Origin of the sequence: Consotaella aegiceratis, assembly GCF_036541425.1 — a bacterium.
Taxonomy (GTDB): domain Bacteria; phylum Pseudomonadota; class Alphaproteobacteria; order Rhizobiales; family Rhizobiaceae; genus Consotaella; species Consotaella aegiceratis.
In genome coordinates, this window is sequence record NZ_JAZHFT010000028.1 from 22,698 (window position 1) to 46,074 (window position 23,377).

The 23,377-nt window shown below is 66.1% G+C and carries 23 protein-coding genes and 1 riboswitch; of the genes, 10 read left to right on the forward strand and 13 right to left on the reverse strand.

Annotated elements, in window-relative coordinates; genetic code table 11:
- Positions 1 to 48: 48 nt before the first annotated feature.
- The 9 genes from SMD10_RS17365 to SMD10_RS17405 form a co-directional block, all read right to left on the reverse strand.
- Positions 49 to 819, reverse strand: coding sequence for an ABC transporter ATP-binding protein (locus SMD10_RS17365; RefSeq protein WP_331686998.1), 771 nt, complete (start codon positions 817 to 819; stop codon positions 49 to 51).
- Entirely contained in the window at positions 816 to 1,817 is a 1,002-nt protein-coding gene (locus tag SMD10_RS17370) for a FecCD family ABC transporter permease (RefSeq protein ID WP_331686999.1), read from the reverse strand. Before SMD10_RS17370 ends, SMD10_RS17365 begins: the two co-directional genes overlap by 4 nt.
- Entirely contained in the window at positions 1,810 to 2,754 is a 945-nt protein-coding gene (locus SMD10_RS17375; protein ID WP_331687000.1) for an ABC transporter substrate-binding protein, read from the reverse strand. Before SMD10_RS17375 ends, SMD10_RS17370 begins: the two co-directional genes overlap by 8 nt.
- 2 nt (positions 2,755 to 2,756) lie before the next feature.
- A complete protein-coding gene (locus SMD10_RS17380; protein ID WP_331687001.1) occupies positions 2,757 to 4,703 on the reverse strand; it encodes a TonB-dependent receptor plug domain-containing protein in 1,947 nt (648 codons plus the stop codon).
- Positions 4,704 to 4,888: 185 nt separating this feature from the next.
- Positions 4,889 to 5,111, reverse strand: a riboswitch (cobalamin riboswitch).
- Positions 5,112 to 5,245: 134 nt separating this feature from the next.
- Positions 5,246 to 6,016: a hypothetical protein gene (locus tag SMD10_RS17385; RefSeq protein ID WP_331687002.1), complete on the reverse strand. Its 771-nt coding sequence runs from the start codon at positions 6,014 to 6,016 to the stop codon at positions 5,246 to 5,248.
- A 49-nt stretch (positions 6,017 to 6,065) separates the two neighbouring features.
- A complete protein-coding gene (locus tag SMD10_RS17390; protein WP_331687003.1) occupies positions 6,066 to 6,326 on the reverse strand; it encodes a hypothetical protein in 261 nt (86 codons plus the stop codon).
- A 90-nt stretch (positions 6,327 to 6,416) separates the two neighbouring features.
- Entirely contained in the window at positions 6,417 to 6,944 is a 528-nt protein-coding gene (locus SMD10_RS17395) for a TIGR02301 family protein (RefSeq protein WP_331687004.1), read from the reverse strand.
- 41 nt (positions 6,945 to 6,985) lie between these two features.
- The gene (locus SMD10_RS17400; protein ID WP_331687005.1) at positions 6,986 to 7,423 is read right to left on the reverse strand and encodes an NUDIX hydrolase; all 438 of its coding nucleotides are present in this window, start codon (positions 7,421 to 7,423) and stop codon (positions 6,986 to 6,988) included.
- 132 nt (positions 7,424 to 7,555) lie between these two features.
- Positions 7,556 to 8,518 carry a phosphoribosylaminoimidazolesuccinocarboxamide synthase gene (locus SMD10_RS17405; protein WP_331687006.1) on the reverse strand — a complete coding sequence of 321 codons (963 nt, stop codon included), beginning with the start codon at positions 8,516 to 8,518 and terminating at the stop codon, positions 7,556 to 7,558.
- A 126-nt stretch (positions 8,519 to 8,644) separates the two neighbouring features.
- Between SMD10_RS17405 and SMD10_RS17410 the strand changes: the two genes are divergently transcribed.
- From SMD10_RS17410 to SMD10_RS17420, 3 genes are read left to right on the forward strand one after another with little or no spacing between them, the layout of a single operon-like run.
- Positions 8,645 to 9,430: an SOS response-associated peptidase gene (locus SMD10_RS17410; protein WP_331687007.1), complete on the forward strand. Its 786-nt coding sequence runs from the start codon at positions 8,645 to 8,647 to the stop codon at positions 9,428 to 9,430.
- Positions 9,431 to 9,456: 26 nt separating this feature from the next.
- Positions 9,457 to 10,494, forward strand: coding sequence for a M42 family metallopeptidase (locus SMD10_RS17415; protein WP_331687008.1), 1,038 nt, complete (start codon positions 9,457 to 9,459; stop codon positions 10,492 to 10,494).
- An 18-nt stretch (positions 10,495 to 10,512) separates the two neighbouring features.
- Positions 10,513 to 11,127 carry a LysE/ArgO family amino acid transporter gene (locus SMD10_RS17420; RefSeq protein WP_331687009.1) on the forward strand — a complete coding sequence of 205 codons (615 nt, stop codon included), beginning with the start codon at positions 10,513 to 10,515 and terminating at the stop codon, positions 11,125 to 11,127.
- Here the strand turns inward: SMD10_RS17420 and SMD10_RS17425 are convergent.
- Positions 11,110 to 11,292, reverse strand: coding sequence for a hypothetical protein (locus SMD10_RS17425; RefSeq protein ID WP_331687010.1), 183 nt, complete (start codon positions 11,290 to 11,292; stop codon positions 11,110 to 11,112). The genes SMD10_RS17420 and SMD10_RS17425 overlap by 18 nt on opposite strands.
- A gap of 350 nt (positions 11,293 to 11,642) precedes the next feature.
- On the opposite strand from SMD10_RS17425, the gene cysS reads away from it, so the two are divergent.
- The 5 genes from cysS (at position 11,643) to rarD (ending at position 16,684) form a co-directional block, all read left to right on the forward strand.
- Complete coding sequence (cysS, locus tag SMD10_RS17430) at positions 11,643 to 13,061, forward strand: cysteine--tRNA ligase (protein ID WP_331687011.1); 1,419 nt, start codon at positions 11,643 to 11,645, stop codon at positions 13,059 to 13,061.
- Complete coding sequence (gene pip, locus SMD10_RS17435; RefSeq protein ID WP_331687012.1) at positions 13,058 to 14,014, forward strand: prolyl aminopeptidase; 957 nt, start codon at positions 13,058 to 13,060, stop codon at positions 14,012 to 14,014. Before cysS ends, pip (SMD10_RS17435) begins: the two co-directional genes overlap by 4 nt.
- 99 nt (positions 14,015 to 14,113) lie before the next feature.
- Positions 14,114 to 14,599: a GFA family protein gene (locus SMD10_RS17440; RefSeq protein WP_331687013.1), complete on the forward strand. Its 486-nt coding sequence runs from the start codon at positions 14,114 to 14,116 to the stop codon at positions 14,597 to 14,599.
- A 9-nt stretch (positions 14,600 to 14,608) separates the two neighbouring features.
- Entirely contained in the window at positions 14,609 to 15,568 is a 960-nt protein-coding gene (pip, locus tag SMD10_RS17445; RefSeq protein WP_331687014.1) for a prolyl aminopeptidase, read from the forward strand.
- A gap of 180 nt (positions 15,569 to 15,748) precedes the next feature.
- Positions 15,749 to 16,684: an EamA family transporter RarD gene (rarD, locus tag SMD10_RS17450; protein WP_331687015.1), complete on the forward strand. Its 936-nt coding sequence runs from the start codon at positions 15,749 to 15,751 to the stop codon at positions 16,682 to 16,684.
- 106 nt (positions 16,685 to 16,790) lie between these two features.
- Here rarD and SMD10_RS17455 read toward each other — a convergent pair whose 3' ends face one another.
- From SMD10_RS17455 to SMD10_RS17465, 3 genes are all read right to left on the reverse strand, one after another.
- A complete protein-coding gene (locus tag SMD10_RS17455; RefSeq protein ID WP_331687016.1) occupies positions 16,791 to 18,341 on the reverse strand; it encodes a GNAT family N-acetyltransferase in 1,551 nt (516 codons plus the stop codon).
- A gap of 71 nt (positions 18,342 to 18,412) precedes the next feature.
- Complete coding sequence (locus SMD10_RS17460; protein WP_331687017.1) at positions 18,413 to 19,018, reverse strand: LOG family protein; 606 nt, start codon at positions 19,016 to 19,018, stop codon at positions 18,413 to 18,415.
- Positions 19,019 to 19,111: 93 nt separating this feature from the next.
- Positions 19,112 to 19,972 carry a D-amino-acid transaminase gene (locus SMD10_RS17465; protein WP_331687018.1) on the reverse strand — a complete coding sequence of 287 codons (861 nt, stop codon included), beginning with the start codon at positions 19,970 to 19,972 and terminating at the stop codon, positions 19,112 to 19,114.
- Positions 19,973 to 20,317: 345 nt separating this feature from the next.
- Between SMD10_RS17465 and xylA the strand changes: the two genes are divergently transcribed.
- Both xylA and xylB read left to right on the forward strand, forming a co-directional pair.
- Positions 20,318 to 21,631 (forward strand): xylose isomerase, encoded by a 1,314-nt coding sequence (gene xylA / locus SMD10_RS17470; protein ID WP_331687019.1) that lies wholly within the window; start codon positions 20,318 to 20,320, stop codon positions 21,629 to 21,631.
- A 257-nt stretch (positions 21,632 to 21,888) separates the two neighbouring features.
- Positions 21,889 to 23,349, forward strand: a complete 1,461-nt coding sequence (gene xylB, locus SMD10_RS17475; RefSeq protein WP_331687020.1) for a xylulokinase — start codon at positions 21,889 to 21,891, stop codon at positions 23,347 to 23,349.
- The last annotated feature ends 28 nt before the right edge of the window (positions 23,350 to 23,377 follow it).

Genomic DNA, 23,377 nt, shown 5'->3' on the forward strand with positions numbered 1-23,377 from the left:
ACGTTTCCCGGGCTGAAACGGCTGCCGGAGCCGAGCGCGTCCGCCGGCCTAAAGGGTATCGCGTGCGTGGATCACGAGGCGCCCGTCGAGATGGGCGATCTCGGCGTCGATCCGGTAGACGTCGCGGAGGATTTCCGGGGTCAGAACGGCATCCGGGGCGCCGTCGGCGACGAGGCGTCCATCTTGGATAACGAGCAGGCGCGAGCACCAGCGTGCCGCCAGGCTGAGATCGTGCAGCGAGGTGATCACCGCCCGTCCCGATAGTGCCACGTCGCGAAAGCAGCGCATGACGCCGATCTGGTGAGCCGGATCGAGCCCCGCCGTCGGCTCGTCGGCCAGAAGCAGCGCGGCGTCCTGCGCCAGCGCCCGCGCGATCAGCACGCGCGCCCGCTCGCCGCCGGACAGCGTCGTCGCCGGTCGGTCGCGCAGGGCGCCGAGTCCCATCTGCTCGATCACGCTTTCGATCCTCGCGCGGTCGTCTCGCCCCAGGCGGCCGAAGGAGCGGCGAAACGGTGCGCGGCCGAACGCGACGACGGTTTCCACAGACACCGGCCAGTTGATCGCCCGGTCCTGCGGCAGATAGGCGATGCGCCGGGCGCGTTCGACGGCATCGAACCGGTCGACCGGCGTGCCGTCGACCCGCACCTGGCCATGCCTCGGCACGAGGCCGACGAGGGCGCGCAACAGCGTCGTCTTGCCCGCGCCGTTCGGTCCGAGCAGCCCGATGATCTCGCCCCCCTCCGCCGAAAGGGAAACGCTGTCGAGTGCGCGGCGGGCGCCGAAGGAGACGGAGAGATCGCTGACGGAAAGGAGCGTCACGACAGCGTCTTCCTTTCCCGGACGACCAGCCACAGGAAGAAGGGCGCGCCGGCGAGCGTCGTCAACACGCCGAGCTTCAGGTCCCGTTCCGGCGCGATCAGCCGCACCAGGATATCGCCGGCGGTGAGCGCCGCCGCGCCGCCGAGCGCGCTGACGGGCAGCAAACGCCCCGGCCGCGCACCGACCAGCGGCCGCAGAAGATGCGGAACGACGAGCCCGACGAAACCGATATTGCCGGCGACGGCCGTGGACGCGCCGACGCAGGCGGCCGTCCCGAGCACCAGGACGAGCCGCAGCCGTTTGAGGTCGACCGCGAGACTGGCCGCCGCCTCCTCGCCGAGCGTCAGCAGGTCGAGCGGCCGGCCGAGCCCGATCAGCATCGCCCAGCCCATCAGGATGAACGGCGCGGCGAGACCGACGTGGGTCATCGACCGGTCGCTCAGCGAACCCAGCATCCAGAACACGATCTCCATGGCCGCGAACGGGTTGGGCGAGAGGTTGAGCGCCAGCGCCGTCAGCGCTCCCGCGACGCTGGATACCGCGACGCCAGCCAGGATGACGGTCAGTACGCCGCCGCTCGACCCCGCCGCCCACAGCACCAGCAGCACGGCGGCGAGCGCACCGGCGAGCGCCACCAACGGCAGGGCTAGGGGAAAGATCGCCGACAGGCCGGTGTAGATCGCAAGCACCGCGCCGAGCGAAGCCGAGGCGGTGACGCCGACGAGGCCCGGTTCGGCCAGCGGATTGCGCAGATAGCCTTGCAGGCAGGCGCCGGAGAGGCCGAGCGAGGCGCCGATCATCACGCCCAGGATGGCGCGGGGCAGTCGGATTTCCCGCATCACCAGAACGGTGGCGCCGCCTTGCCCGGTCAGAAGAGCCCTGACGCTGTCACCCAGCCCGATTTCGGCCGGCCCCAGAAGCAGGGAGACGGCGAACAACACGGCGACGAGGATGGCAAGGGCGACGACGAGCGCCGTAAAGCCGCGATCGTTAGCCACGAGGAGCCTCTGCCTCGCGCGGCCGCCCGAACTGGGCCCGAGGCCCGGTCGAGCCTTCGCCCGGCTGCGTCTGCGATGCGGTCCTGGCGGTTGCGGCACGATCCGCGATGCCGACCAGGATGCGCGCCGCCTCGACCGAGAAGGGGCCGCCGCAGGTCCAGTATTTCTCCAGCCGGTTGGCGACGTCGCCGCCGACCACCCGCGCCCGGATCGCCGGATGTCGCAGGTTCTGGTAGGCCAGAGCCGGAGTGGAAAAGGACGGCTGGCCGATGATGAGGTCCGGCCGCGCCATCACCAGTTCTTCGAGCGGGATCCGCGCCATCGCGGTGATCCCGAGCCGTGCAGCCAGATTGTCGAGGCCGGCCAAGCGCACCACCTCGTCGGCGAGCGTGCCGCGGCCGGCCGTATAGTCGTTGGCGAAAAACAGCGCGATGGTCTCGCGCGATGCGGCCTTGGGCAGCGCCGCGATGGCTGCATCCATCTCCGCGATCAAGGCGTCGGCGCGCCGAGGATGGCCGAGGATTTCCCCCATCCGGCGCAGATTGGCGCGAATCTGGCCGAACGAGGTTTCCGGCTGAAACATCTCGACGCGAAAGCCGAGCCGGCGCAGCATGTCGACGCTCGCCGGCGACGAGAATGGGCCGGCGAGCACCAGATCGGGATGCATGAGAAAGATCTCTTCGGCCGAGCCGTGGTTGACGACATAGTCCTTGGCGCGGTCCGCGAGCACCGAATAGATCGGATCGTCGGCCAGTTCCGACACCGAATAGAGCTGGCCGTCGCCCGCCACCAGCATGGCGAGCTGATCCGTGCACAGGTTGGTGGAGACGACGCGCCGCGGCGGCTCGCTCGTCGCCTCCTGCGCCAGACTCGGGGCGACGGCCGCCAGCTGGGCCGCAAGCGCCGTCCCGATCCAGCGTGCCGCCGTGCCTCTCATCCTTAGAACGTCGCCTTCAGTCCGACGAAGGCCGTGCGGCCCTGCGCCTCGTAGCCGTACACCTCCTGATACTCCTCGTCGAACAGGTTTTCCACCCGGGCGTAGCCTTCCAGCACGTCGGTGAACTTGTAGCTGCCGCCGAGATTGACCACCGTATAGCTGTCCAAGGTGGCCGTCGTGGTCGAGTAGGTGGCGCGGCCCGTGTGGTAGTCGTAGTCCTTCATCTCGCCGTTGAAGACGGCGTCGAGGAAGACGCGCGCGCGGCCCTCGTAGAATTGGTAGGACGCGTTGAGCGAGCCGGAATGGGGCGCCCGACGCACTTCCTCGTCACCGTCCGGATCCTCGGCGTCGGTATAGGTATAGGTTGCGGTGGCGGAGAAGCCGGGGAAGGGGTTGATCGTCAACGAGGCCTCGATGCCCTGGCGCTTGCTGGTGCCGTCCATGTTGATGACGGTCGAACCGTTGCTGTAGATCTCGTTCTCCAGATCCTGGTGGAAATAGGTGAGATCGGCGACCACCAGGCCGTCTGCGAAGTCGTGCCCGATGCCGACGTCCCAGCCGAAACTCTCCTCCGGCTCGAGATCGGGATTGCCGACGAAATAGGCCGGATAATAGCCGTAGAGCTCGGTGAAGGTCGGGTTGGTCACGCCGGTCCCGACGGAGCTGTGCAGGCGCGTATCGGCGTTGGGGATCTCCCAGGCCCCCGAGAGGCTGAAGGTCGTGGCGTCGGCGAAGTCGTCGTTGAGGTCGTGCCGGACGGCAGCGTCCAGGTAGAGCTGATCGAAGAACTCGCCGCGATACTCGCCGACGAAACCATAGGTCTCGCGCGACTTCTCGTCGTCCAACGCACCCGCGCTGCGCGGCTCCGTCAACTGAAAGGTCTCGCGCTCCCAGTCGATGCCCCCCGTCAGCTGATGATGCGCGTCCGCGAAGGACGGCGTATCGAACGCGTAGGAGGCCTGATAGCTGGCCTTCGTCCGCCCGCCCTTGGAGCCGCCCTCGACCTCGTCGCCGTCCTCCAGTTCGTCGCGCGTATAGTGGTTGCCCGACACGCGGGTTTCCTGCGTCAGGGCGCCGTCCAGCGACGTCCAGGTGAGCCCGAGCTGTCCGAGCACGTCTTGCGTGTCGGTCTGATTGTCGGTGTCGAGCACCAGGCCGTAAGAGGACCCGGCGGCGAAGGTGACCGGGTCGTATGAGAAGTCCTGCGCGTCGTAGTCGCTCTTCCGGTCGACGAAACGCAGCGAGCCGTCGAGGCGCAGATCGGGCGTGATGTCGGCGTTGAACTTTCCGTTCAGCGTGAAGTTCCGGTCGCCGTCGTCCTCGTCGCCATAGGGAGAGATGTTGTAGCCGTCGGAGCGGCGATAGCTGGCCGTGACCCCGGCGTCGAATGTTTCTCCACCACCGAGGAGGGAGACCGAACCGAGCACCGTGCCGTCGGTGCCGACTTCGCTCTTGGCCGTGATTTCATGACCGTTTCGCATGCCGGTCTTGGTGATGATGTTGATCACGCCGCCGACGGCGTCCGAGCCCCAGAACGCGCTTTGCGGGCCACGCAGAACTTCGATCCGCTCGATCCCTGCCGTCTGCAGGTTCGAAAAGTCGTAGCCGTCCGTCGAGGTTTCGCTGGCCTCGATGCCGTCGATCAGGACGAGGACATGGTTGGCCTCGGTGCCGCGAATGCGCACCTGCGTGAGGCTGCCGCGCGAACCGGCCTGCGAGACGGCGACGCCCGGCACCAGGCGCAGTGCGTCAGAGACGTATTGGATGTGGTGCTCTTCGAGCTCCTCGGCCGTGATGACCGTATAGGCGCGCCCGACCTTTTCGGCGGCTTCCGGCGTGCGGCCGGCGGTGATCACCACCGTTTCGAGCGCGGTTTCGTCCTCTTGCGCGTAGGCCGCACTCGCACCGGCAGCCGCCACCAGCGTCAGAACCAGGATCTTCGTCTTCATTTCGTTCCCCTCGAGGTCGCCGCGAATGCGCGAACGGCATTCGGCTGGAGCCGCGGGTCTTCCTCGGAAGCGAACGGTGGATCATGGAATCGCGGACGATTCCGGCCCCGGCCATCCGGACACACGGCGACATGTTGCTCACGTCACCGCACGGACAACCGCGCCTCGGCACGCCCCGTACCAAAGCTGGGTGACCGGGATTGGCAGGTCTCCTGGCTTCCGGATCGACGTCGCTCTTCCGCCTTCCCAAGCATTGGGCTCAGTGGCTGAAGCGTGCTCGTCTCACGCTTCGATGGAAGACGACTTTCCGGTTACAGTTGCGGGGGCAGCCCCGGAGTCGGCGCCGAAGCGCTTCACCGCGTTCCCTTTTATCCACCTTGCGGCAGAACCATTCCCATCCGCGTTGCTACAGGGGCCGGGAAAGGCGGTCAACATTTCGCCGCAATCGACAGACGCTGAGGAGGCGGGTGTAGAGTTCTTGCAACGTCGGCGGCCTCGACGTGGCGGCCGTGCCGCCGAAAGAGCCGCCCGGAGCGAGGAGTTCAGTCGCCCGCGACGAAGAACTGCCAACGGCCGTCGGGCGTAATCCCGACACGGTAGAAATTATAGGCGCCGAACCCCTTCATCGCCTCGAAGTCGCCGGCCGTGACCAGTTCAAACAGCTCCACCATCTGCCGCTTCGTCAGGGTGTCGAGCGACATTTGGGTGAAGTAGGGCCAGACATAGATCTCGTTGTCGGTGCCCGGCTCGTTGTGCACGTGTCCGGCCTCCAGGACCTCGAGCAGGATCGCGAGGATTTCCGCACCTTCGCCGTCGCCGGACAATTCCTTCAGAAAGGCGATCGGGTCCTCGGTCTGGGTGCCGAAACTCAGCACGGTGCCCTCGGGACCGGTCTCCAGATAGGGCCGCAGCTTTTCGACCTCGCCGGTCCTGGCGATGTCCATCAGGCGCTGCCGCAGGTCGCGCACCGGGCGCGGAAGGTCCTCGTCCCCGTAGAGGACGTCGGTCGGCGTATCGGTGGTCGCGGTCGCTTGGTCCGGGGCGGGCTCGCCCTCGTCGACATCGGGCTGGTCCGTCCCCGTCGCCGGGACGATTTCCTCCGGTTCCGAGACGTCGTCATTGTCGTCGGTATCGGTGGGCGCGGTCTCATCGAGATCGAGCGGCGGCAGGGGCACCGCGATGATGCCTTCCTTCGCCGGTTCCTCGCCGTCGGTTCCGATCTGCGAGAGCGCAAAAGCGCTGCTCGCGGCGCCCAGGGCGCCCGCGACAAGTGCGGTCTGCATCAACACGCGGAACAGGCGATGCGCGGCCATCTTCCCGATCCTTCGCTCTCGTGCGTCCAGGAGTGTGCGCCTGCCGGCTCTATTGCAGGGGGCGGTTCTGGCGAAACTCTCCGTATTCGACGCGCTGCTGCAGTTCCTTGACGAACTGCAGGACCTCTTCCTCGCCGTGCAGGCGAACAAGCTCGGTCAATGCCGTAGCGATGGCGGTCTCTGCGAGAATCTCGGCCTCGATGCCGTCGGAAATCCCGTCCGCCCAGGCCTCGTTGTGGTATTCGAGGGCGACCTGCTTCTTTTCGGCGGCGATGACTTCATCGAGTTCGGCGCCCTGCAAATCGATCATGAAAGGGTCCCCCTGGCTCATTGGTTGTCAAAACTCTAACACGACCGCGCAAATTTTAAGTCTCGAACGGTCGGGATCGTTAAGGGAATGTTAATTGCCGTACCTTGCGCTAATCTCCCGTGACAGAGCGATCCCCTCTTTTTGATAGCGCTGGACGGCGATTCGGGCGGCTGGCGTGCATGTGCGGTATGTCGATTCGAAGGCGCGGTAGCCGCTGTTGAAGCTGGACACCAGGATGCGTCGATCCGCCTCGTTGGGCTTCTGCGCATCGATCAGCGCGGCCATCTCGTCGCGGTAGGCGGACGCATTGGGGTCGCTGCAGAGCTTGCGCAGAAAATGCACCGATCCGAGGATCGACGACAGCCGGCTGAGCGGCTTCATGAACGGCGCGTTCGACGGCTGAACCGCCTCCGGAGCGGCATCGGGCGTGGCTCCGGCCTCTTCCGCTCGGCTGCAAACCGGGCCGACGAGAACCATGGCCAAGGCCAGCCCCGCCGCCGGGCCAAAGGAGAAACGACATGCCATCATGGCCATGGTTTGGCGTGACATTAACACAAAATCAACCACTTCGCCGATGCCTGGCGTGAATTGACGCAGGGTGCGCCATTCCCGCAACAAGCCTTGGCCGCCGTCGATCGGACCCGGCCGCGGCCCCGTCCCTACAGACCGGCCAAATGAGCGCGGTGGGCAGAGCGTACGATCTTGACCAAGCCCGGCGTGAGCTTGTCGTCGCGCTCGAGCTCCTCGATTCCGGCGAGAGAGTGGAATCCGACGGCGCGGGCATCGTCGCCCGCAACGGGCACGGCGTCGACGGGCAGGCCTTGCGCGCCGCGATAGACGGCGATCACCGCATGGGTTCCGTCCTCCGGACTGATCGCCTCGTGCAGGCAGACGAAGGCGAAGCGGGCCACGTCGAGACCGGTTTCCTCCATGACCTCACGCCGCAGCGCCTCTTCGAGCCGCTCGCCAAATCGCACCTTGCCGCCCGGCAGGCTCAACAGGCCGAGCGCCGGCGGTCGGCCGCGCTCCACCAGCAGCACCTTTTCAGCCCGGAACAGGCAAACGGATACACCGAGCAGGGGAGCGCGCGCGATCATTTCGCGACTCTACGCCGACCGGCCCCGCTGGCCAACGGGAGGAGCCGTCTCAGCCGCTATCCGCTCCCGGCATTCGCCGGATCGGTCCGACCGCTCTGGCGCGACTATTCCCGGCGGCGGAGACCGGCGGTCTTATGAAGGCAAAAAGTAGGACGACAGGTTCTGCCGGATGCGCGCCAGCGGCGTCTCACCCGAGAGATCGGGTTCGAAGGCCTGGCCCGTGATCGTCTGATACGCGTCGATATACGTCTTTGACGCGGCTTCGATCAGATCGTCCGGGATGGCCGGAATCGGGTCGCGGTAAGGGTCGCAGCGGGCATCGACCCAGGCGCGGACGATATCCTTGTCGAGCGACGGCGGGCGGTTGCCGCGTTCGAACGCCTCCTGGTATCCCTCGGCCAGCCAGAAGCGCGAACTGTCCGGCGTATGGATCTCGTCCGCCAGAATGACGGCTCCCGCCTCGTCGGTGCCGAATTCGTACTTCGTATCGGCCAGGATCAGCCCTCGGTCGGCGGCCATCGCCTGTCCTCGCGTGAACAGGGCGATGGCCGCGGTGGAGACGGAGTTCCACTGATCTTCGGTCAGCAGGCCCCGTTCGACGATTTCATCGACGGCCAACGGCTCGTCATGCCCTCCGTCGAAGGCCTTGGTGGTGGGCGTGATGATCGGGCCCGCGAGCCTCTCGTGGTCGCGAAGCCCGTCAGGAAACGCGTGTCCGTACATGACCCTCTCGCCCTTCTTGTAGCGGGTGAGGATCGATGTGCCGGTGGTTCCGGCCAGATATCCGCGCACGACGATTTCGACCGGCAGGACCCGCAGTTTCTTGCCGACCACGACGTTGGGATCGGGATAGTCGAGCACGTGGTTTTCGCAGATGTCGGCGGTGGTCTCGAACCAGTACCGCGCCAGCTGCGTCAGGACCTGCCCCTTGAACGGAATCGAGGCGAGGATGCGGTCGAAAGCGGAGATCCGGTCGGTCGCGATCAGGATGCGCCGGTTGTCGGGCAGGTCATAGCAATCCCGGACCTTCCCGAAATAGGGATTGGGCAATTCGGGAATACGGGCGTGGTCGAGGACGCGATAAGGCGAGGTCATGAGCACCGGCGCTGAGTGGATCGCAACAAGGTCTTTTGGCTATCATACTATCGGGCCGATGTCCGTCGTGTTCCGCGCGGCCGCCCGCCCTTGACACCGCTCCCCGCCTGAGGCTCAACGGCCGGCATGTGCGGACGGTTTGCGCTGACGGCATCTCACGACATCCTGGCCGAGCTGATGGCGATCCGGGCGGCGGAGCCATATCCGCCGCGCTACAACATCGCCCCCACGCAGCCGATCCTGATCGTCGCCGGCGGCCGCCGCGAGCGGCCCGACGCCGACAATCCCGAACGCCAGGCGCGGCTGGTGCGCTGGGGGCTGATCCCTTCCTGGGTCAAGGATCTCAAGGGGTTTCCGCTGCTCTTCAACGCCCGCTCGGAATCGACCCACGAAAAGAGCGCGTTCCGCGCCGCCATGCGCCACCGCCGCTGCCTGGTGCCGGCCACCGGCTTCTACGAATGGCGGCGGCAGGGCAAGGCGAAGGCCGAGCCGTATTTCGTCCGGCCGAAGGTGGGCGGGCTGATGGCCTTCGCCGGCCTGTTCGAAACCTGGCTGGCGCCGGACGGTGGCGAACTGGACACTGCGACCATCCTGACGACGGCCGCCAATTCGACGCTTTCGCCGATCCACGAGCGCATGCCGGTGGTCGTCGCGCCGCGCGATTTCGACCGCTGGCTGAATTGCTGGGAAAACGACGCTCCCGCCGTGGCCGGCCTGCTGCGTCCGGCCAACGATGACCTGCTGGAGGCGATTCCGGTCTCCGACAAGGTGAACCGGATTGCCAATATGGGGCCGGAGGTGCAGGCTCCGCTCGATCGCGCTATGACGGAGCGCCCCGCTTCGAATCAGGCGTCGCCCAGGCCCGACGACGCGCCGGACGACGAGCCGCCGGTTCAGCCGTCGCTTTTCTGACGCCCAAACTCCAAGGATTTGCCCCCGTGAACATCGATCTCCTGAAGCGTCTGTGCGAGACCCCCGGCGTGCCCGGCCGCGAGCGCCGCATCCGTGATCTCATCACCAGCGAGGCCGAGGGCCTGTTCGACGAGATCCGCGTCGATGCGCTCGGCTCGCTCATCTGCACCCGCAAGGGCAAGGGCGACAAGCCGCTGAAGGTGATGCTGCTCTGTCATATGGACGAGATCGGCTTCCTGGTCTCGCACGTCACCGACAAGGGCTTCATCAACGTCGATCCCGTCGGCGGCTTCGATCCACGCAACCTGTTCTCGCGCCGCGTGCTGGTGTGCACCGAGACCGGCGACCACCGGGGCGTGATGAACGCCGAGGGCAAGCCGATCCACATCCAGTCGGCCGAAGAGCGCAAGAAGATGCCGGAGCCGAACGAGTTCTTCGTGGACATCGGCCATGGCGCCGCCACCAAGGACTTCGTCCAGGTGGGCGACTATGTCGTGATGCACGAACCGTTCGAGGAAATGGGCGACAAGATCGTATCCAAGGCGCTCGACAACCGCATCGCCTGCTGGCTCGGACTGGAGGCCGTGCGGGCGCTGGTCGAGGGGAAGGTCGAGCATGATTGCGAGCTGACCGTCGCCTTCACCGCCCAGGAGGAGGTCGGCCTGCGCGGCGCCAAGACCGCGTCCTTCGGCGTGCAGCCGGATATCGGCATCGGTGTCGACACGACGCTCTCCTGCGATACGCCGGGCGTGCCCGACAAGGATCGCACCACCATTCAGGGCAATGGCGTCGGCCTGCACATGAAGGATGGCTCCTTCATCGCCGATATCGAGCTTATCCGCGAGTTCGAGGCGCTCGCCAAGGCCAACGACATCGCCTATCAGCGCACCATTCTCGCCCGCGGCGGCCAGGACGGCGCGGCGGTGCAGCAGACGGCCTCGGGCGCCCGTGCGGTGGGTATCGTGGTGGGCACCCGCTACATCCACACCGTGGCCGAGATGATCGATAAGCGCGATCTCGACGCAGCACGGCGGCTGCTTACCGCCTTCGTCGCGGCGCACTGACGGGCTTAAGGCGCCGCAATGCTGGCCGCCGCGACGGCCGGGTTTCTGCTCGGCCTCAGCCTGATCGTGGCGATCGGGGCGCAGAACGCCTTTGTCCTGCGCCAGGGGCTGGTGCGCCGGCATGTGCTGGCGCTCTGCCTGATCTGCTCGCTGTCCGATGCGGTACTGATCGCCGCCGGGGTCGCCGGACTGGGCAGCCTGATTTCCAGCCACCCGCGCCTGATCGCCGTCGTTGCGGTCGGCGGCGCGATCTTTCTCTATGCGTATGCGGCATTGGCGCTTCGCCGCGCGTTTTCCGGCGAAGCGCTGAAGGCCAGGGATGACGACGGCGCCGCCTCGCTCAAGGCGGCGGCGCTCACCTGCCTGGCGCTGACCTTTCTGAACCCCCACGTCTATCTCGACACGGTGGTCCTGCTCGGCAGCCTGTCGGCACGCTTTGCCACGCCACAGGACCGTCTCGCCTACGCGATAGGGGCCGCGACGGCGTCCTTCGCCTGGTTCTTCGCGCTCGGCTACGGTGCCAGACTGCTGGCACCGCTGTTTGCCAAACCGATATCCTGGAGAATCCTCGATCTCGTCATCGCCGCCGTGATGGCGACGCTGGCGACGAATCTGTTAGTCGAGGTCGCCTGATTCGAACTCACGGTCGTGCTCGACCGCCGTCTCGCCATGGCTCCTGCAGCACGGCTGGCTGGCGGCGGCCACGGCCGCGATGCCGAGCGAGTGATAGTGATGATCGATGTCGACTTCCTGGTCGCGTTCGTTCTTCGATCGGAATTCGGGAGAGATGCTGTTCATGATATCAGTCCATGTGCCATTTGCCCGCCGGACGTGCGGAGGTTGCATGGTAACTCTATGATTTCGGCATCATAGAGGCAGCTCCTGGCTTCAATCTGACCACGATCTTTCGACCTGACCAGGGCCGGAGCCGCATAGCACCGTTGCGGTCTCCCCATATGTTGGCCGGGGCAGAGGTACGTCTTCCACTTTTCTGGTTGCGGGGTGCGCGCGGCAGGGTCGCCTGGCCGCATCGCCAACCCTCTGGGGTTTGTGCTTCGCGCCGTTGATGATAGCGCATAGAAACCAAGACACGCTGAGATGTCGGCCGCCATGCGCTATGTCAAAGTGCAGGTGGCCAGGAGAGGACGATGGACGACGGATACAAGGGGCTGCGGCTCTTCAACACCATGACCCGGGCCAAGGAGGAGTTGCGGCCGCTCGACTGGCAGGACGCGACGATCCCGGCAGAGCGCAAGCGGGTCAAGATGTATGTCTGCGGTCCGACCGTCTACGACTACGCCCATATCGGCAACGCCCGACCCGTCGTCGTCTTCGACGTGCTCTACCGCCTGTTGCGCCATCTCTACGGCGAGGCGCATGTGGCGTATGCGCGCAACATCACCGACGTCGACGACAAGATCAACGCGCGCGCGGCCCGCGACTATCCGGATCTGCCGCTCAACGAAGCGATCGCCAGGGTGACCTCGGCGACGGCCGAGCAGTTCCACAAGGACATCGCCGCACTCGGCGCGCTGCCGCCTTCGATCGAGCCCCGCGCGACCGATCATATCGAGGCGATGAAGGCGATGATCGACGAGCTCATCGCCAAGGGTCATGCCTATGTCGCCGAGGGGCATGTGCTCTTCCATACGCCGTCCATGCCGGATTACGGCCAGCTCTCCCGGCGCTCGCTCGACGAGATGATCGCCGGCGCGCGCGTCGAGGTGGCGAGCTACAAAAAGGACGCCACGGATTTCGTGCTCTGGAAGCCGTCCTCGGAGGGCGAGCCCGGCTGGCCGTCGCCCGGCGGCATCGACGGGCTCGGACGGCCCGGCTGGCACATCGAGTGCTCGGCGATGAGCGGCGCGCATCTCGGTAAGGAGATCGACATCCATGGCGGCGGGCTCGACCTGATCTTTCCGCACCACGAGAACGAGATCGCCCAGTCGCGCTGCGCCCATGGCACCAGCCGCATGGCGCAGGTCTGGATGCACAACGGCTATCTTCAGGTCGAAGGCCGCAAGATGGCGAAGTCGGAAGGCAACTTCGTCACGATCCACGACCTGTTGGAGACCGAGACCTTCGGCGGCCGTAAATGGCCGGGTGAAGTGTTGCGACTGGCGCTGCTCAAGACGCATTATCGCGAGCCGATCGACTTCACGCTGGCCAAGCTGGAGGAGGCGTCGCGCGAACTCGACCGCTGGGAGCGCTTCGCGGCCGACGCCACGGCGGATCCTTCGCTGGTGGACGAGGCGGTCGTTGCGGCGCTCTCCGACGATCTCGGCTTTTCCGAAGCGATCGCGGCGATCCACCGTGCCTTCGACGAGGGCAGGGCGGATGCCGCCTTGTCGGCGCTGGCCTTGCTCGGCATCGATCCTCGTCGCGAGCAAACGGTCGACCAGTCGGTCACCGACCGCATCGCCCGTCGCCTCGATCTCATCAAGGCCAAAAACTGGGCCGAGGCGGACCGCATCCGCGACGAGCTTCTCGCCCAGGGCATCCAGCTCAAGGACGGCAAGGATCCGGAGACCGGCGAGCGCATCACCACCTGGGAGGTGAAACGTTGATCGGGGCGGAGAGGCCGCTCTACCCGCCTATCGAGCCTTACGAATACGGGCGTCTTTCGGTGGGCGGCGGCCACGAGATCTACTGGGAGCTCTGCGGCAATCCGGACGGCATCCCCGCGGTGTTCCTGCATGGCGGTCCGGGCAGCGGCTGCAGCCCGGCCCACCGCCGGCTGTTCGACCCGGAGCGCTACAAGACCCTCCTGTTCGATCAGCGCGGCTGTGGCCGCTCCAAGCCGACGGGGCTTTTGGAGGAGAACACCACCTGGGACCTCGTCGCCGACATGGAGCGGCTGCGCGAGGTGGCCAGGATCGACCGCTGGCTGGTGTTTGGCGGCTCCTGGGGCGCGGCGCTGGCGCTCGCCTATGCCGAGACCTATCCTGACCGGGTGACCGGGCTGATCCTGCGCGGCGTCTTCACCTGCCGCCAGGCCGAACTCGACTGGTTCTATGCCGGGGGTGCGGCCAAGCTCTTTCCCGACAAGTGGGAGGAGTTTCTGGCGCCGATCCCGCAGGAGGAACGGGGAGACCTGATCGCCGCCTACCGCGAGCGTCTCACTCACCGTGAGCGCGCGGTGCGGCTGGAGGCGGCCCGCGCCTGGGCGGACTGGGAAGGCCAGACGGTGATGCTGCGCACCCGTGCGCGCGCCGTTGGCATGCCGAACGCCAGCGAGGCGACCATCGCCTTCTCGCGAATCGAGAACCATTACTTTCTGCACCGGGGCTGGCTGGAGGATGGGCAGCTCATCGCCAACGCCCATCGGCTGAGCGACATTCCCGGCGTGATCGTGCAGGGGCGCTACGACGTCGTGACGCCCGGCGAGACGAGTTGGCAGCTCTGGAAAGCCTGGCCACGCGCCGACTACCGCATGGTGGAAGGGGCGGGCCATGCCTTTTCCGAGCCCGGCATCCTGCAGGAGCTTCTGGCGGCGACGGACCGTTTCGCGGAGACCTGACGCCGCAGTGGGAAACCGCGGTCCCGGCCATAGTTTCACCGAAGCAGACGGGTCCGATCGGGCGCAGCGCGCCGACATCGACGAAAGTCAGGAGGGACGATGACGCTCGACAACAAGCCCATCTACACGGGCGGCTGCCAGTGCGGCGCCGTCCGCTTCCGCATCGAGGGCACGCTCAGCAATCCGCACATCTGCCATTGCCGCATGTGCCAGAAGGCCTTCGGTGGTTTTTTCGCGCCTCTCGTCTCCGCCAAGCTGGGGGACCTGAGATGGACTCGGGCCGAACCGAAGCGCTTCCAGTCGTCCAACAGGATCCTGCGGGGCTTCTGCCCCGACTGCGGCACGCCGCTGACCTATGAGGCACCGCACGGCATCGCGCTGGCGATCGGCGCGTTCGACGACCCCTCGGCCATCGCCCCGGCCAGCCAGTGCGGCGCCGAGGGTACGCTGCCCTATTTCGACCGGCTGCACGACCTGCCGGCGACGACCACGGACGAGGACGCCAGGCAGCATCCCGAGCTTCTGGATATGGTGTCCTTCCAGCATCCCGACCACGAGACCGAAACCGACGAACCAACGAGGTAAGCGAGCGACATGAGCGAGTTACGTGGGCTCTATCCGGAGATCGAACCGTTCGAGCACGGCATGCTCGACGTCGGCGACGGCCATCGGATCTATTGGGAGCGATGCGGCACCAAGGGGGCAAAGCCGGCGGTCTTTCTGCACGGCGGACCCGGCGGGGGCTGCGGATCGGCCCACCGCCGCCTGTTCGACCCGACCCGTTATGACGTCCTGCTGTTCGACCAGCGCGGCTGCGGCCGCTCGACGCCGCACGCCGAACTGGAGGCCAACACGACCTGGCACCTCGTCGCGGACATCGAGCGGCTGCGCGCCCTGATGGGCGTGGAAAAATGGCTGGTGTTCGGCGGTTCCTGGGGCTCGACCCTGGCGCTCGCCTATGCCGAAACCCATCCTGAGCGGGTGAGCGAACTGGTCGTGCGTGGCATCTATACGCTGCGGCGGGCGGAACTGTCCTGGTACTATCAGTTCGGCGTCTCGGAGATGTTTCCCGACAAGTGGGAGCGATTCGTTGCCCCGATCCCGCAGGCCGAGCGCGACGACCTGATCGCGGCCTACCGGCGCCGGCTGACGGGCTCGAACCGGGCCGAGCAGGTCGCGGCCGCCAAGGCCTGGAGCCTGTGGGAGGGCGGGACCATCACGCTCCTGCCCGACCCGTCGCTCACCAGCCAGCACGGCGACGAGGACTTCGCCCTCGCATTCGCGCGGATCGAGAACCACTATTTCGTGCACGACGGCTGGCTGGACAAAGGGCAACTGATCCGCGACGCCGGACGCCTCAAGGGCATTCCCGGCACCATCGTGCACGGCCGCTACGACATGCCGTGCCCGATGCGCACCGCCTGGGATCTCCACCTCGCCTGGCCCGACGCCGACTTTCATCTGATCGAGGGCGCCGGTCATGCCTACAACGAACCGGGCATCCTCGACCGCCTCATCCGCGCCACGGACCGGTACGCGGGCAAGGACAGCTAAATCCAGGATTGTTGCCCTGCGCCATGGCTGCAAGGTGGGGAGCCGTGGCGGGGCTCGTTGTCGGTCCGTGCCCGTTCCGTTCTACCCATCAACGAAACTGATTGCTGGAATCACCAAAATCGGGATGTGAGCGGATCGGCGCTCTGCTACATCGACCGTTTCGATGGATGGCGGGCGAGCATGGCAACGGCGGACGGCGAGGACAGGCGGGGATACGGCTACGCGATCGGCGCCTATGCCATCTGGGGGCTGCTCATGCCCTTCTACCTCAAGGCGCTCGACCATGTGCCGGCGTTCGAGGTCCTGGCTCACCGTATCCTCTGGTCGATTCCCTTCGCCGCGCTGATCCTGTGGTGGCAGGGAACGTTCGGCTCGGTGTGGCGCCACTTTCGCAGCCCGCGCACGCTGGCCTTGGCCACGCTGACCGCGACCCTCGTCTCGACCAATTGGGGCGTCTACATCTATGCGGTGGCGAGCGGCCATCTGATGGAGGCGTCGCTCGGCTACTACATCAACCCGCTCATCAACGTGCTTCTGGCGACGATCTTTCTGGGCGAACGGCCCGACCGGCGCCAGGGCGTGGCGATCGCGCTGGCCGCGATCGGCGTGGCCATCATGACGGTGAAGGCCGGCGGCGTGCCCTATCTCTCGCTGATCCTGGCGCTGACCTTCGGCTTCTACGGACTGGTGCGCAAGGTCGTGCCGGTCGGCGCCTCGGATGGCTTCTTCGTCGAGGTGGTGATCCTGGCTCTGCCGTCCTTGCTGGTTCTGGTGCTGCTGCCCGACGCGCATCACTTCCTGGCGAACCGTAACGAGACCCTGCTGCTCGTCCTCGCCGGACCGATGACCTCGGTGCCGCTGATCCTCTACGCCGCGGGCGCTCGCCTGCTGCATTTCACCACCATCGGCATCCTGCAATATCTGGCGCCGACCGGCATGTTCCTGATCGCAGTCTTCGTCTTCGGCGAGCCCTTCTCGCTCTGGCAGCTCACCGCCTTCGCCTTCATCTGGGGTGCGCTGGCCGTCTACACCTGGTCGCTGTTCGCCAAGGGCAGGGCGCGGCGCAGGGCGGCGCTGGCCAAGGCCACGACCGCCTGCTCGTCGCCCGCCGAATAGAGCGTGATGCCGAAAAGTTGCAGACTTTTCGGTCCCACCTCACGCGGGAAAACGGGAGATTGGAGCGGCACCGCGATTCAGCCCGAACGCAGATCGCCCTACGACCTCAGCCGCCGTCGCTCCAGCGCGTGCGGTAGAGATCGAAGCGGCGATCGCGCAGGTTTCTCACCGATCCTTCGAAGCGCGCCCAGGAGAGCGCCGCCAGATTGAGATCGGCGACGGCCACCATCTCGACATTTTCGCTGGTCTCCGCCGCGATGCCGTCGCGCGCGAAGGGAAAGTCGCACGGCGTGAAGATGCCGGACTGCGCGTATTCGATATCGAGATTGTCGACATTGCCGAGATTGCCGGTCATGCCCGAGGTCACGACGTAGCACTGGTTTTCCACCGCGCGCGCCTGACAGCAGTAGCGCACCCGCAGATAACCGTGGCGGGTGTCGGTGTTGAAGGGCACGAAGAGAATGCGCGCGCCCTGGTCGACGAGGCGGCGCGCGATCTCCGGAAATTCGGAATCGTAGCAGATCATCAGGCCGATCGGTCCGCAGTCCGTCTCCACCGTGTCGATCGGGTCGCCGCCCTTGATCGACCAGTACTGCCGCTCGTTCGGCGTCGGGTGGATCTTCTCGCGGGCGTGCACGGAGCCGTCGCGCAGGAAGACGTAGCCGACGTTCTGGATGTCGCCGTCGTCGGTCTTGGTGGCGTGGCTGCCGCCGATGATGTTGATGTTGCGGCGGATCGCCATCTGCGACAGGCGCTCGACGAAGTCGGGCGTATGCTCGGACAGCCGCTGGATCGCGGCGTCCGGAGCGAGCGTTTCCGGCTCGCAGGAGAGCAGCATCAAGGTGAAGAGTTCGGGAAAGACCACGAAGTCGCCACCGTAGTCGGCCGCCACCTCGACGAAATACTCCACCGCCTTGTAGAAATCGTCGGGCGCGCCGATCTGGCGCGCTTCCATCTGGACCGTCACCACCCGCACCACGTCGGGATTGCCGCGATTGACGGGTTGCGCCTCGCGCGCCGGATCGTAATAGGGATTGTTCCAGCACATCAGCACGCCGTTGCCGCCGGATGCCTTGTCTTCGGGATAGTAGTTGCGCAGCACCTTGACCGGTTCGAAGCCGGCCTGGATGTGGAAGGTGGCGACCGGATCGTTGACCTCGCGGTTGCGGATCGCTTCCAGATAGGCCCGCGGCTCCGGATAGCGTCGGCGATGGCGTTGGTAGCCGGGCATCCGGCCGCCGAAGACGATACCTTTCAGGTCGAGATCGTGGCACAGCCGCCGCCGGGCGTCGTAAAGCCGCTTGCCGATGCGCTGGCGGCGATAGTCCGGATCGACACAGACCTCGATGCCATAAAGCCAGTCGCCGTGCCGATCGTGTAGGCTGGCATAGCCGCCGCCGGTGATCTCGGCCCAGCTGTGTTCGCGGAAGGCGCGCTCTTCCGGCACCATCATCGTCGCGGCATAGCCAACCACCGTGCCTTCGTAGAGCACCACGAACTGCCCGTCCGGGAAGCTTGAGAGCTGGCCTTGGATCGTGCCCCGCGTGTAGGGCGCTTCATCGCGGAAAACCTTGGCCGACAGGGCGATGATCGCGTCGATATCGGATTTGCGGGCGGTGCGGACTTCGATTTTGGGCGGCGTCTGGCGTTCGGCCATGGAAGGAAGCGGACCTCATGTTGTTGTCGGGAGGCCTGAGAAATAAGCCTCCCGACCCGCCGAGCAACCCGTCACATGCGTTCGATGAAGCCGCTTGCCTCCTCATGCGGCCCGTCGGTGGGCGCGGCGAGGATCGCCGGCACGATATCCTGCGCCTGGTCGACGACCAGCGGCCGCAGATGCTGCGCGCGGTGAATGAAGCCCGCATCGCGCATATGGTCGACCAGCTTCAGGAGCGGGTCCCAGAACCCGCCTATATTGGCGATGGCGATCGGCTTGGCGTGGCGGCCAAGCTGGCTCCAGGTCATGATCTCGACCAGTTCCTCCAGCGTGCCGATCCCGCCGGGCAGCGCCACGAAGGCATCGGAATGGCGGAACATCATGTGCTTGCGCTGGTGCATGTCTTCGGTGACGTGCAGTTCGTCGAGGCGTTTCAGCTCCTCACCGTTCGCCTCCATGTCGATCAGGAAGCGCGGGATGATGCCGGTCACCGCGCCGCCGGCCTCCTGTACCGCATCGGCGACGGCACCCATGACGCCCCGCGTGCCGCCGCCGTAGACGAGGCGCAGGCCGGCCTCGGCCATCGACCGCCCGAGGCTCCGGGCGGCTTCCAGGTGAATGGAATCGTGCCCGGGCGAGGAACCGCAGTAGACACAAATGGATCGAATCGCGCTCATGAAGAGCGACGGTCGACTGCATCCGCACCAAGGTCAAGATGGACCGCACATGGAAGGGGCGGATGGGCAGGCCCAGCGCCGGCGGTCCAGGCCTCAGATCGCGGTTTTCAGGCTCTCCTCGATGTAGATCTCGCGTAGTCGCCGCGCGACCGGGCCGGGCTGTCCGCCGCCGACCCGCGCGCCGTCGATCTCGATCACCGGATGGACGAAGGTCGTCGCCGAGGTGATGAAGGCTTCTTGGGCTGCCTGAGCCTCCTCGATCGAGAAGCCGCGCTCCTCGACCGTCAGCCCCGATTCCTCCGCCAGCCGCAGGATCGCCGCGCGGGTGATGCCATGCAGGATCGACTGCGAGCGCTCGCGCGTGACGATGGTACCGTCCTCGGTCACGATATAGGCGTTGTTGGACGAGCCCTCGGTGACGAGCCCGTCGCGCACCATCCAGGCGTCGTCGACGTGATGGTGCTTGGCTTCCATCTTCGCCATGGCGGAGGCGAGAAGCTGCACCGTCTTGATGTCGCAGCGTCCCCAGCGGATGTCCGGCATGGAGACGACCTTGATGCCGCGCACCGCGATGGGACTGTCGACCACCGATTTGGTCTGGGTGAACATCACCAGCGTCGGTGCCGTCTCCGCTGGCGGAAACACGAAGTCGCGGTCGCCCGCATTGCCGCGCGTCACCTGGAGATAGACCAGGCCCTCGTCGATCCCGTTTCTGGCGACCAGTTCGCGGTGCACGCCGAGCAGGGCCTCGTCGTCGAGCGGCGAGGGCATCTCCAGTTCGCCGAGGGAGCGTCGCAGCCGCTGCATATGGCCCGCATAGTCGATCAGCTTACCGCCCACCACGGAGGTAACCTCATAGACGGCGTCGGCGAACAGGAAACCGCGATCGAAGATCGACACGGTGGCCTCTTCTTCCGGCACAAAGGCGCTATTGACATAAACAGTGCGGCTCATGACCATTCCTTCGGGCGAGGGGAGATACCGCTGATGCTGCGGTGCGAACACGAAGAGGTAGCGCGATCACGGCGGCTGCGGCAAGCAGATCATGCAGAGCCGGGTCCGGTGGTCACGCATTCTTCCGCTGCCAAATGACGCACCATCGGGGAGGCAGTGACCGAAGCCTCCTGCCGCGCCGCGTTCCCGCCCTTTGCGGCCGCGGTGGCTCCGCCGAGCAGCTCCGGTGTCCCCGTCGTCCTGCAAAGCTCTATTGCAGACGATGGGTAATGTGAGGTACGTACATCAAAAAGCTTGGTGGGCCGAAGTCGCTCGACAGGTTCCGCCTTTGGGAGACCCGATTCTATGACAGTGACATCCTTTTTCTCTCGTTCGACTCCGGTCGCCTTCGCAGGCGAGGGCTCGGCCGATCCCCTGGCGTTCCGCTTCTACGACAAGGACCGGATGGTGATGGGCAAGCGGATGGAGGAGCATCTGCGCTTCTCCGCCGCCTACTGGCATTCCTTCACCTGGCCGGGCAGCGATCCCTTCGGCGGCGAGACGCTGATGCGGCCGTGGATGCACGGCTCCGATCCGATGGAAATGGCGCGTCAGAAGGCCGATGTCGCCTTCGACATGTTCGAGTTGCTCGACATGCCGTTCTTCGCCTTCCACGACGTCGACGTGGCGCCGGAGGGCGCGTCGTTGCCGGAGTCGATCGCCAATCTGAACGCCATCGTGGACATCTTCGAAAAGAAGATGGAAACGTCGAAGACCCGGCTGCTCTGGGGCACCGCGAATCTGTTCTCGAACCGCCGTTTCATGGGCGGCGCGGCCACCAATCCCGATCCCGATGTCTTCGCCTATGCCTGCGGCCAGGTGAAGGCGGCGATCGACGCCACCAAGCGGCTGAATGGCGCCAACTACGTCTGCTGGGGCGGCCGCGAGGGCTACGAGACGCTGCTCAACACCAATCTGAAGCGCGAACTCGACCAGCTTGGCCGGTTCCTGTCGATGCTCGTCGACTACAAGCACAAGATCGGCTTCGAAGGCCCGATCCTGATCGAACCGAAGCCGAAGGAGCCGACCAAGCACCAGTACGACTACGACGTTGCGACCGTCTACGGCTTCCTGGAGCGCTACGACCTGCTGAACGACGTCAAAGTCAACATCGAACAGAACCATGCGATCCTGGCCGGCCATTCCTTTGATCACGAGGTGAGGCTGGCCTATGCCCTGGGCATCTTCGGCTCGATCGACATCAACCGCGGCGACGATCTGCTCGGCTGGGACACCGATCAGTTCGGCATGAACGTCACCGAGACGACGCTGCTCTTCCACGAGATCCTGAAGCACGGCGGTTTCACAACCGGCGGCCTCAATTTCGATGCCAAGATCCGGCGCCAGTCGATCGACCCGGACGACCTCCTGATCGCCCATGTCGCCTCGATGGATGCCTGCGCGCGCGGCCTCCTGGCCGCCGAAAAGATGCTGGCCGACAAGGCGCTCGAAGGCCCGCTGGCCGAGCGTTATTCCGGCTGGGACGAGCCGGAGGCCAAAGCCGTGCTGGCCGGCGAGCGCAGCCTGGAGCAGGTGGCGGAGCGGGCGCAGTCGCTCAATCCGCAGCCGCGGTCGGGGCGCCAGGAGTATCTCGAAGGCGTTCTCAACCGTTACGTCTGATGCGGATGCCTGCATGACGTCGGCCGTTGGCATGGAGGCGAGGACGAAAGAGCCTTATGCCTTTCGTCCTCCCGGGCTTGACCCGGGATCCATGCCACGCCGTTTCCTCTCCCGCGCTGGTCGAGGAGGGGTGGCCTCCGAGCGACCGCTGCGGCAATGGCCAGGACTTTGGAATGGATCCCGGGTCGTGCCCGGGATGACGATAGGGGCGAAGGTTGTGCTCGGCGTTTCGCCTGAACCTCAAGGGGAGGAAACCCATGGCTACCTATCTGGGGCTTGATCTCGGCACGTCTTCGCTGAAGGCGCTTCTTATCGACGACAATCAGGCGGCGATCGCCACGGCCAGCGTTCCGCTGACCGTCGAGCGGCCCAATTTCGGCTGGTCGGAGCAGGATCCGGCGAGCTGGATCGCCGCCACCGAGGCGGTGCTCGACAAGCTGAAGGCCGAGCAGCCGGAGGCGCTCGCCGCCGTCGAGGGCATCGGCCTGTCCGGCCACATGCACGGCGCCACCATTCTGGGCGAAGGCGACGCCGTGCTGCGCCCCTGCATCATGTGGAACGACACGCGCTCCTACAAGGAGGCCGAAGAGCTCAACGACGCCGAGTCCCAGGCGATCACCGGCAACATCGTGTTTCCCGGTTTCACCGCGCCGAAGCTGCTCTGGGTGGCGCGCAACGAGCCGGAGATCTTCGCCAAGGTCAGGCGGGTGCTCCTTCCCAAGGACTATCTGCGGCTGTGGCTGACCGGCGAAGCCGTCTCCGAGATGTCGGATTCCGCCGGCACCTCCTGGCTCGACACCGGCAAGCGGGACTGGTCGCTGCGCATGTTGGAGCGCACCAATCTGCCACTGTCGGCAATGCCGCGTCTGGTGGAGGGCACCGAGAGAAGCGGTGGCCTGCGCGCCGAACTGGCCGCGCGATGGGGCATGAAGGCGGATATCGCGGTGGCCGGCGGCGGTGGCGACAATGCGGCCTCGGCGGCCGGCGTCGGCGTGGTCGAACCGGGCACCGGCTTTCTCTCGCTCGGCACGTCGGGCGTGCTCTTCACCGCGTCGGCCGGCTACGATCCGGTGCCTGAAACCGCGCTCCACACTTTCTGCCATGCCATTCCGGGACTGTGGCACCAGATGGGCGTGACTCTGTCGGCGGCCGGCTCGCTGGAATGGCTGTCGCGGCTGTTGCAGCAGGCGCCGGGCGACCTGACCGCTCTCCTCGGCGAGCAGTTGGAAGAACCCGGCCGCATCGTCTTCCTGCCCTATCTGTCGGGAGAGCGCACGCCACACAATGATGCGGCGATCCGCGGCGTCTTCGCCGGGCTGGAGGCCGACACAGACCGGCGGGCGATGGTCAAGGCCGTGCTCGAAGGCGTCACCTTCTCGATGCGGGACTGCCTGGAAGCGGGCGGCGGCACCGGCGAGGTCGAGCGCCTCATCGCGGTGGGCGCCGGATCGCGCTCGCGCTACTGGCTGAAGCTGATGGCGACCGTTCTGAAGACCGAAATCGTGCTGCCGGAGAGCGGCGACTTCGGTGCGGCCTTCGGCGCGGCGCGGCTCGGTCTTTGTGCTGCGACGGGGGCCGATCCTCGGGCCGTTCTCACGCTGCCGCCGCTGGCCGAGCGCTTCCAGCCCCAGCCGGAACTCGGCGAGGCTTTCGAGGCGGCCTATGCCCGCTATCGGGCGCTCTATCCGGCTGTGCGCGACGCGATGACGATCGCCTGACCCTCTCGTCGGCATGCTCGGCGCCTCC

What these genes read in the sequence shown, in the direction of transcription:
- SMD10_RS17375 (WP_331687000.1), bottom strand. Translation starts at nt 2,754, where the DNA reads ATGAGAGGCACGGCGGCACGCTGGATCGGGACGGCGCTTGCGGCCCAG.
- SMD10_RS17380 (WP_331687001.1), bottom strand. Translation starts at nt 4,703, where the DNA reads ATGAAGACGAAGATCCTGGTTCTGACGCTGGTGGCGGCTGCCGGTGCG.
- SMD10_RS17385 (WP_331687002.1), bottom strand. Translation starts at nt 6,016, where the DNA reads ATGGCCGCGCATCGCCTGTTCCGCGTGTTGATGCAGACCGCACTTGTC.
- SMD10_RS17390 (WP_331687003.1), bottom strand. Translation starts at nt 6,326, where the DNA reads ATGATCGATTTGCAGGGCGCCGAACTCGATGAAGTCATCGCCGCCGAA.
- SMD10_RS17400 (WP_331687005.1), bottom strand. Translation starts at nt 7,423, where the DNA reads ATGATCGCGCGCGCTCCCCTGCTCGGTGTATCCGTTTGCCTGTTCCGG.
- SMD10_RS17405 (WP_331687006.1), bottom strand. Translation starts at nt 8,518, where the DNA reads ATGACCTCGCCTTATCGCGTCCTCGACCACGCCCGTATTCCCGAATTG.
- SMD10_RS17410 (WP_331687007.1), top strand. Translation starts at nt 8,645, where the DNA reads ATGTGCGGACGGTTTGCGCTGACGGCATCTCACGACATCCTGGCCGAG.
- SMD10_RS17420 (WP_331687009.1), top strand. Translation starts at nt 10,513, where the DNA reads ATGCTGGCCGCCGCGACGGCCGGGTTTCTGCTCGGCCTCAGCCTGATC.
- SMD10_RS17425 (WP_331687010.1), bottom strand. Translation starts at nt 11,292, where the DNA reads ATGAACAGCATCTCTCCCGAATTCCGATCGAAGAACGAACGCGACCAG.
- cysS (WP_331687011.1), top strand. Translation starts at nt 11,643, where the DNA reads ATGGACGACGGATACAAGGGGCTGCGGCTCTTCAACACCATGACCCGG.
- SMD10_RS17440 (WP_331687013.1), top strand. Translation starts at nt 14,114, where the DNA reads ATGACGCTCGACAACAAGCCCATCTACACGGGCGGCTGCCAGTGCGGC.
- pip (WP_331687014.1), top strand. Translation starts at nt 14,609, where the DNA reads ATGAGCGAGTTACGTGGGCTCTATCCGGAGATCGAACCGTTCGAGCAC.
- rarD (WP_331687015.1), top strand. Translation starts at nt 15,749, where the DNA reads ATGGCAACGGCGGACGGCGAGGACAGGCGGGGATACGGCTACGCGATC.
- SMD10_RS17455 (WP_331687016.1), bottom strand. Translation starts at nt 18,341, where the DNA reads ATGGCCGAACGCCAGACGCCGCCCAAAATCGAAGTCCGCACCGCCCGC.
- SMD10_RS17460 (WP_331687017.1), bottom strand. Translation starts at nt 19,018, where the DNA reads ATGAGCGCGATTCGATCCATTTGTGTCTACTGCGGTTCCTCGCCCGGG.
- SMD10_RS17465 (WP_331687018.1), bottom strand. Translation starts at nt 19,972, where the DNA reads ATGAGCCGCACTGTTTATGTCAATAGCGCCTTTGTGCCGGAAGAAGAG.
- xylA (WP_331687019.1), top strand. Translation starts at nt 20,318, where the DNA reads ATGACAGTGACATCCTTTTTCTCTCGTTCGACTCCGGTCGCCTTCGCA.
- xylB (WP_331687020.1), top strand. Translation starts at nt 21,889, where the DNA reads ATGGCTACCTATCTGGGGCTTGATCTCGGCACGTCTTCGCTGAAGGCG.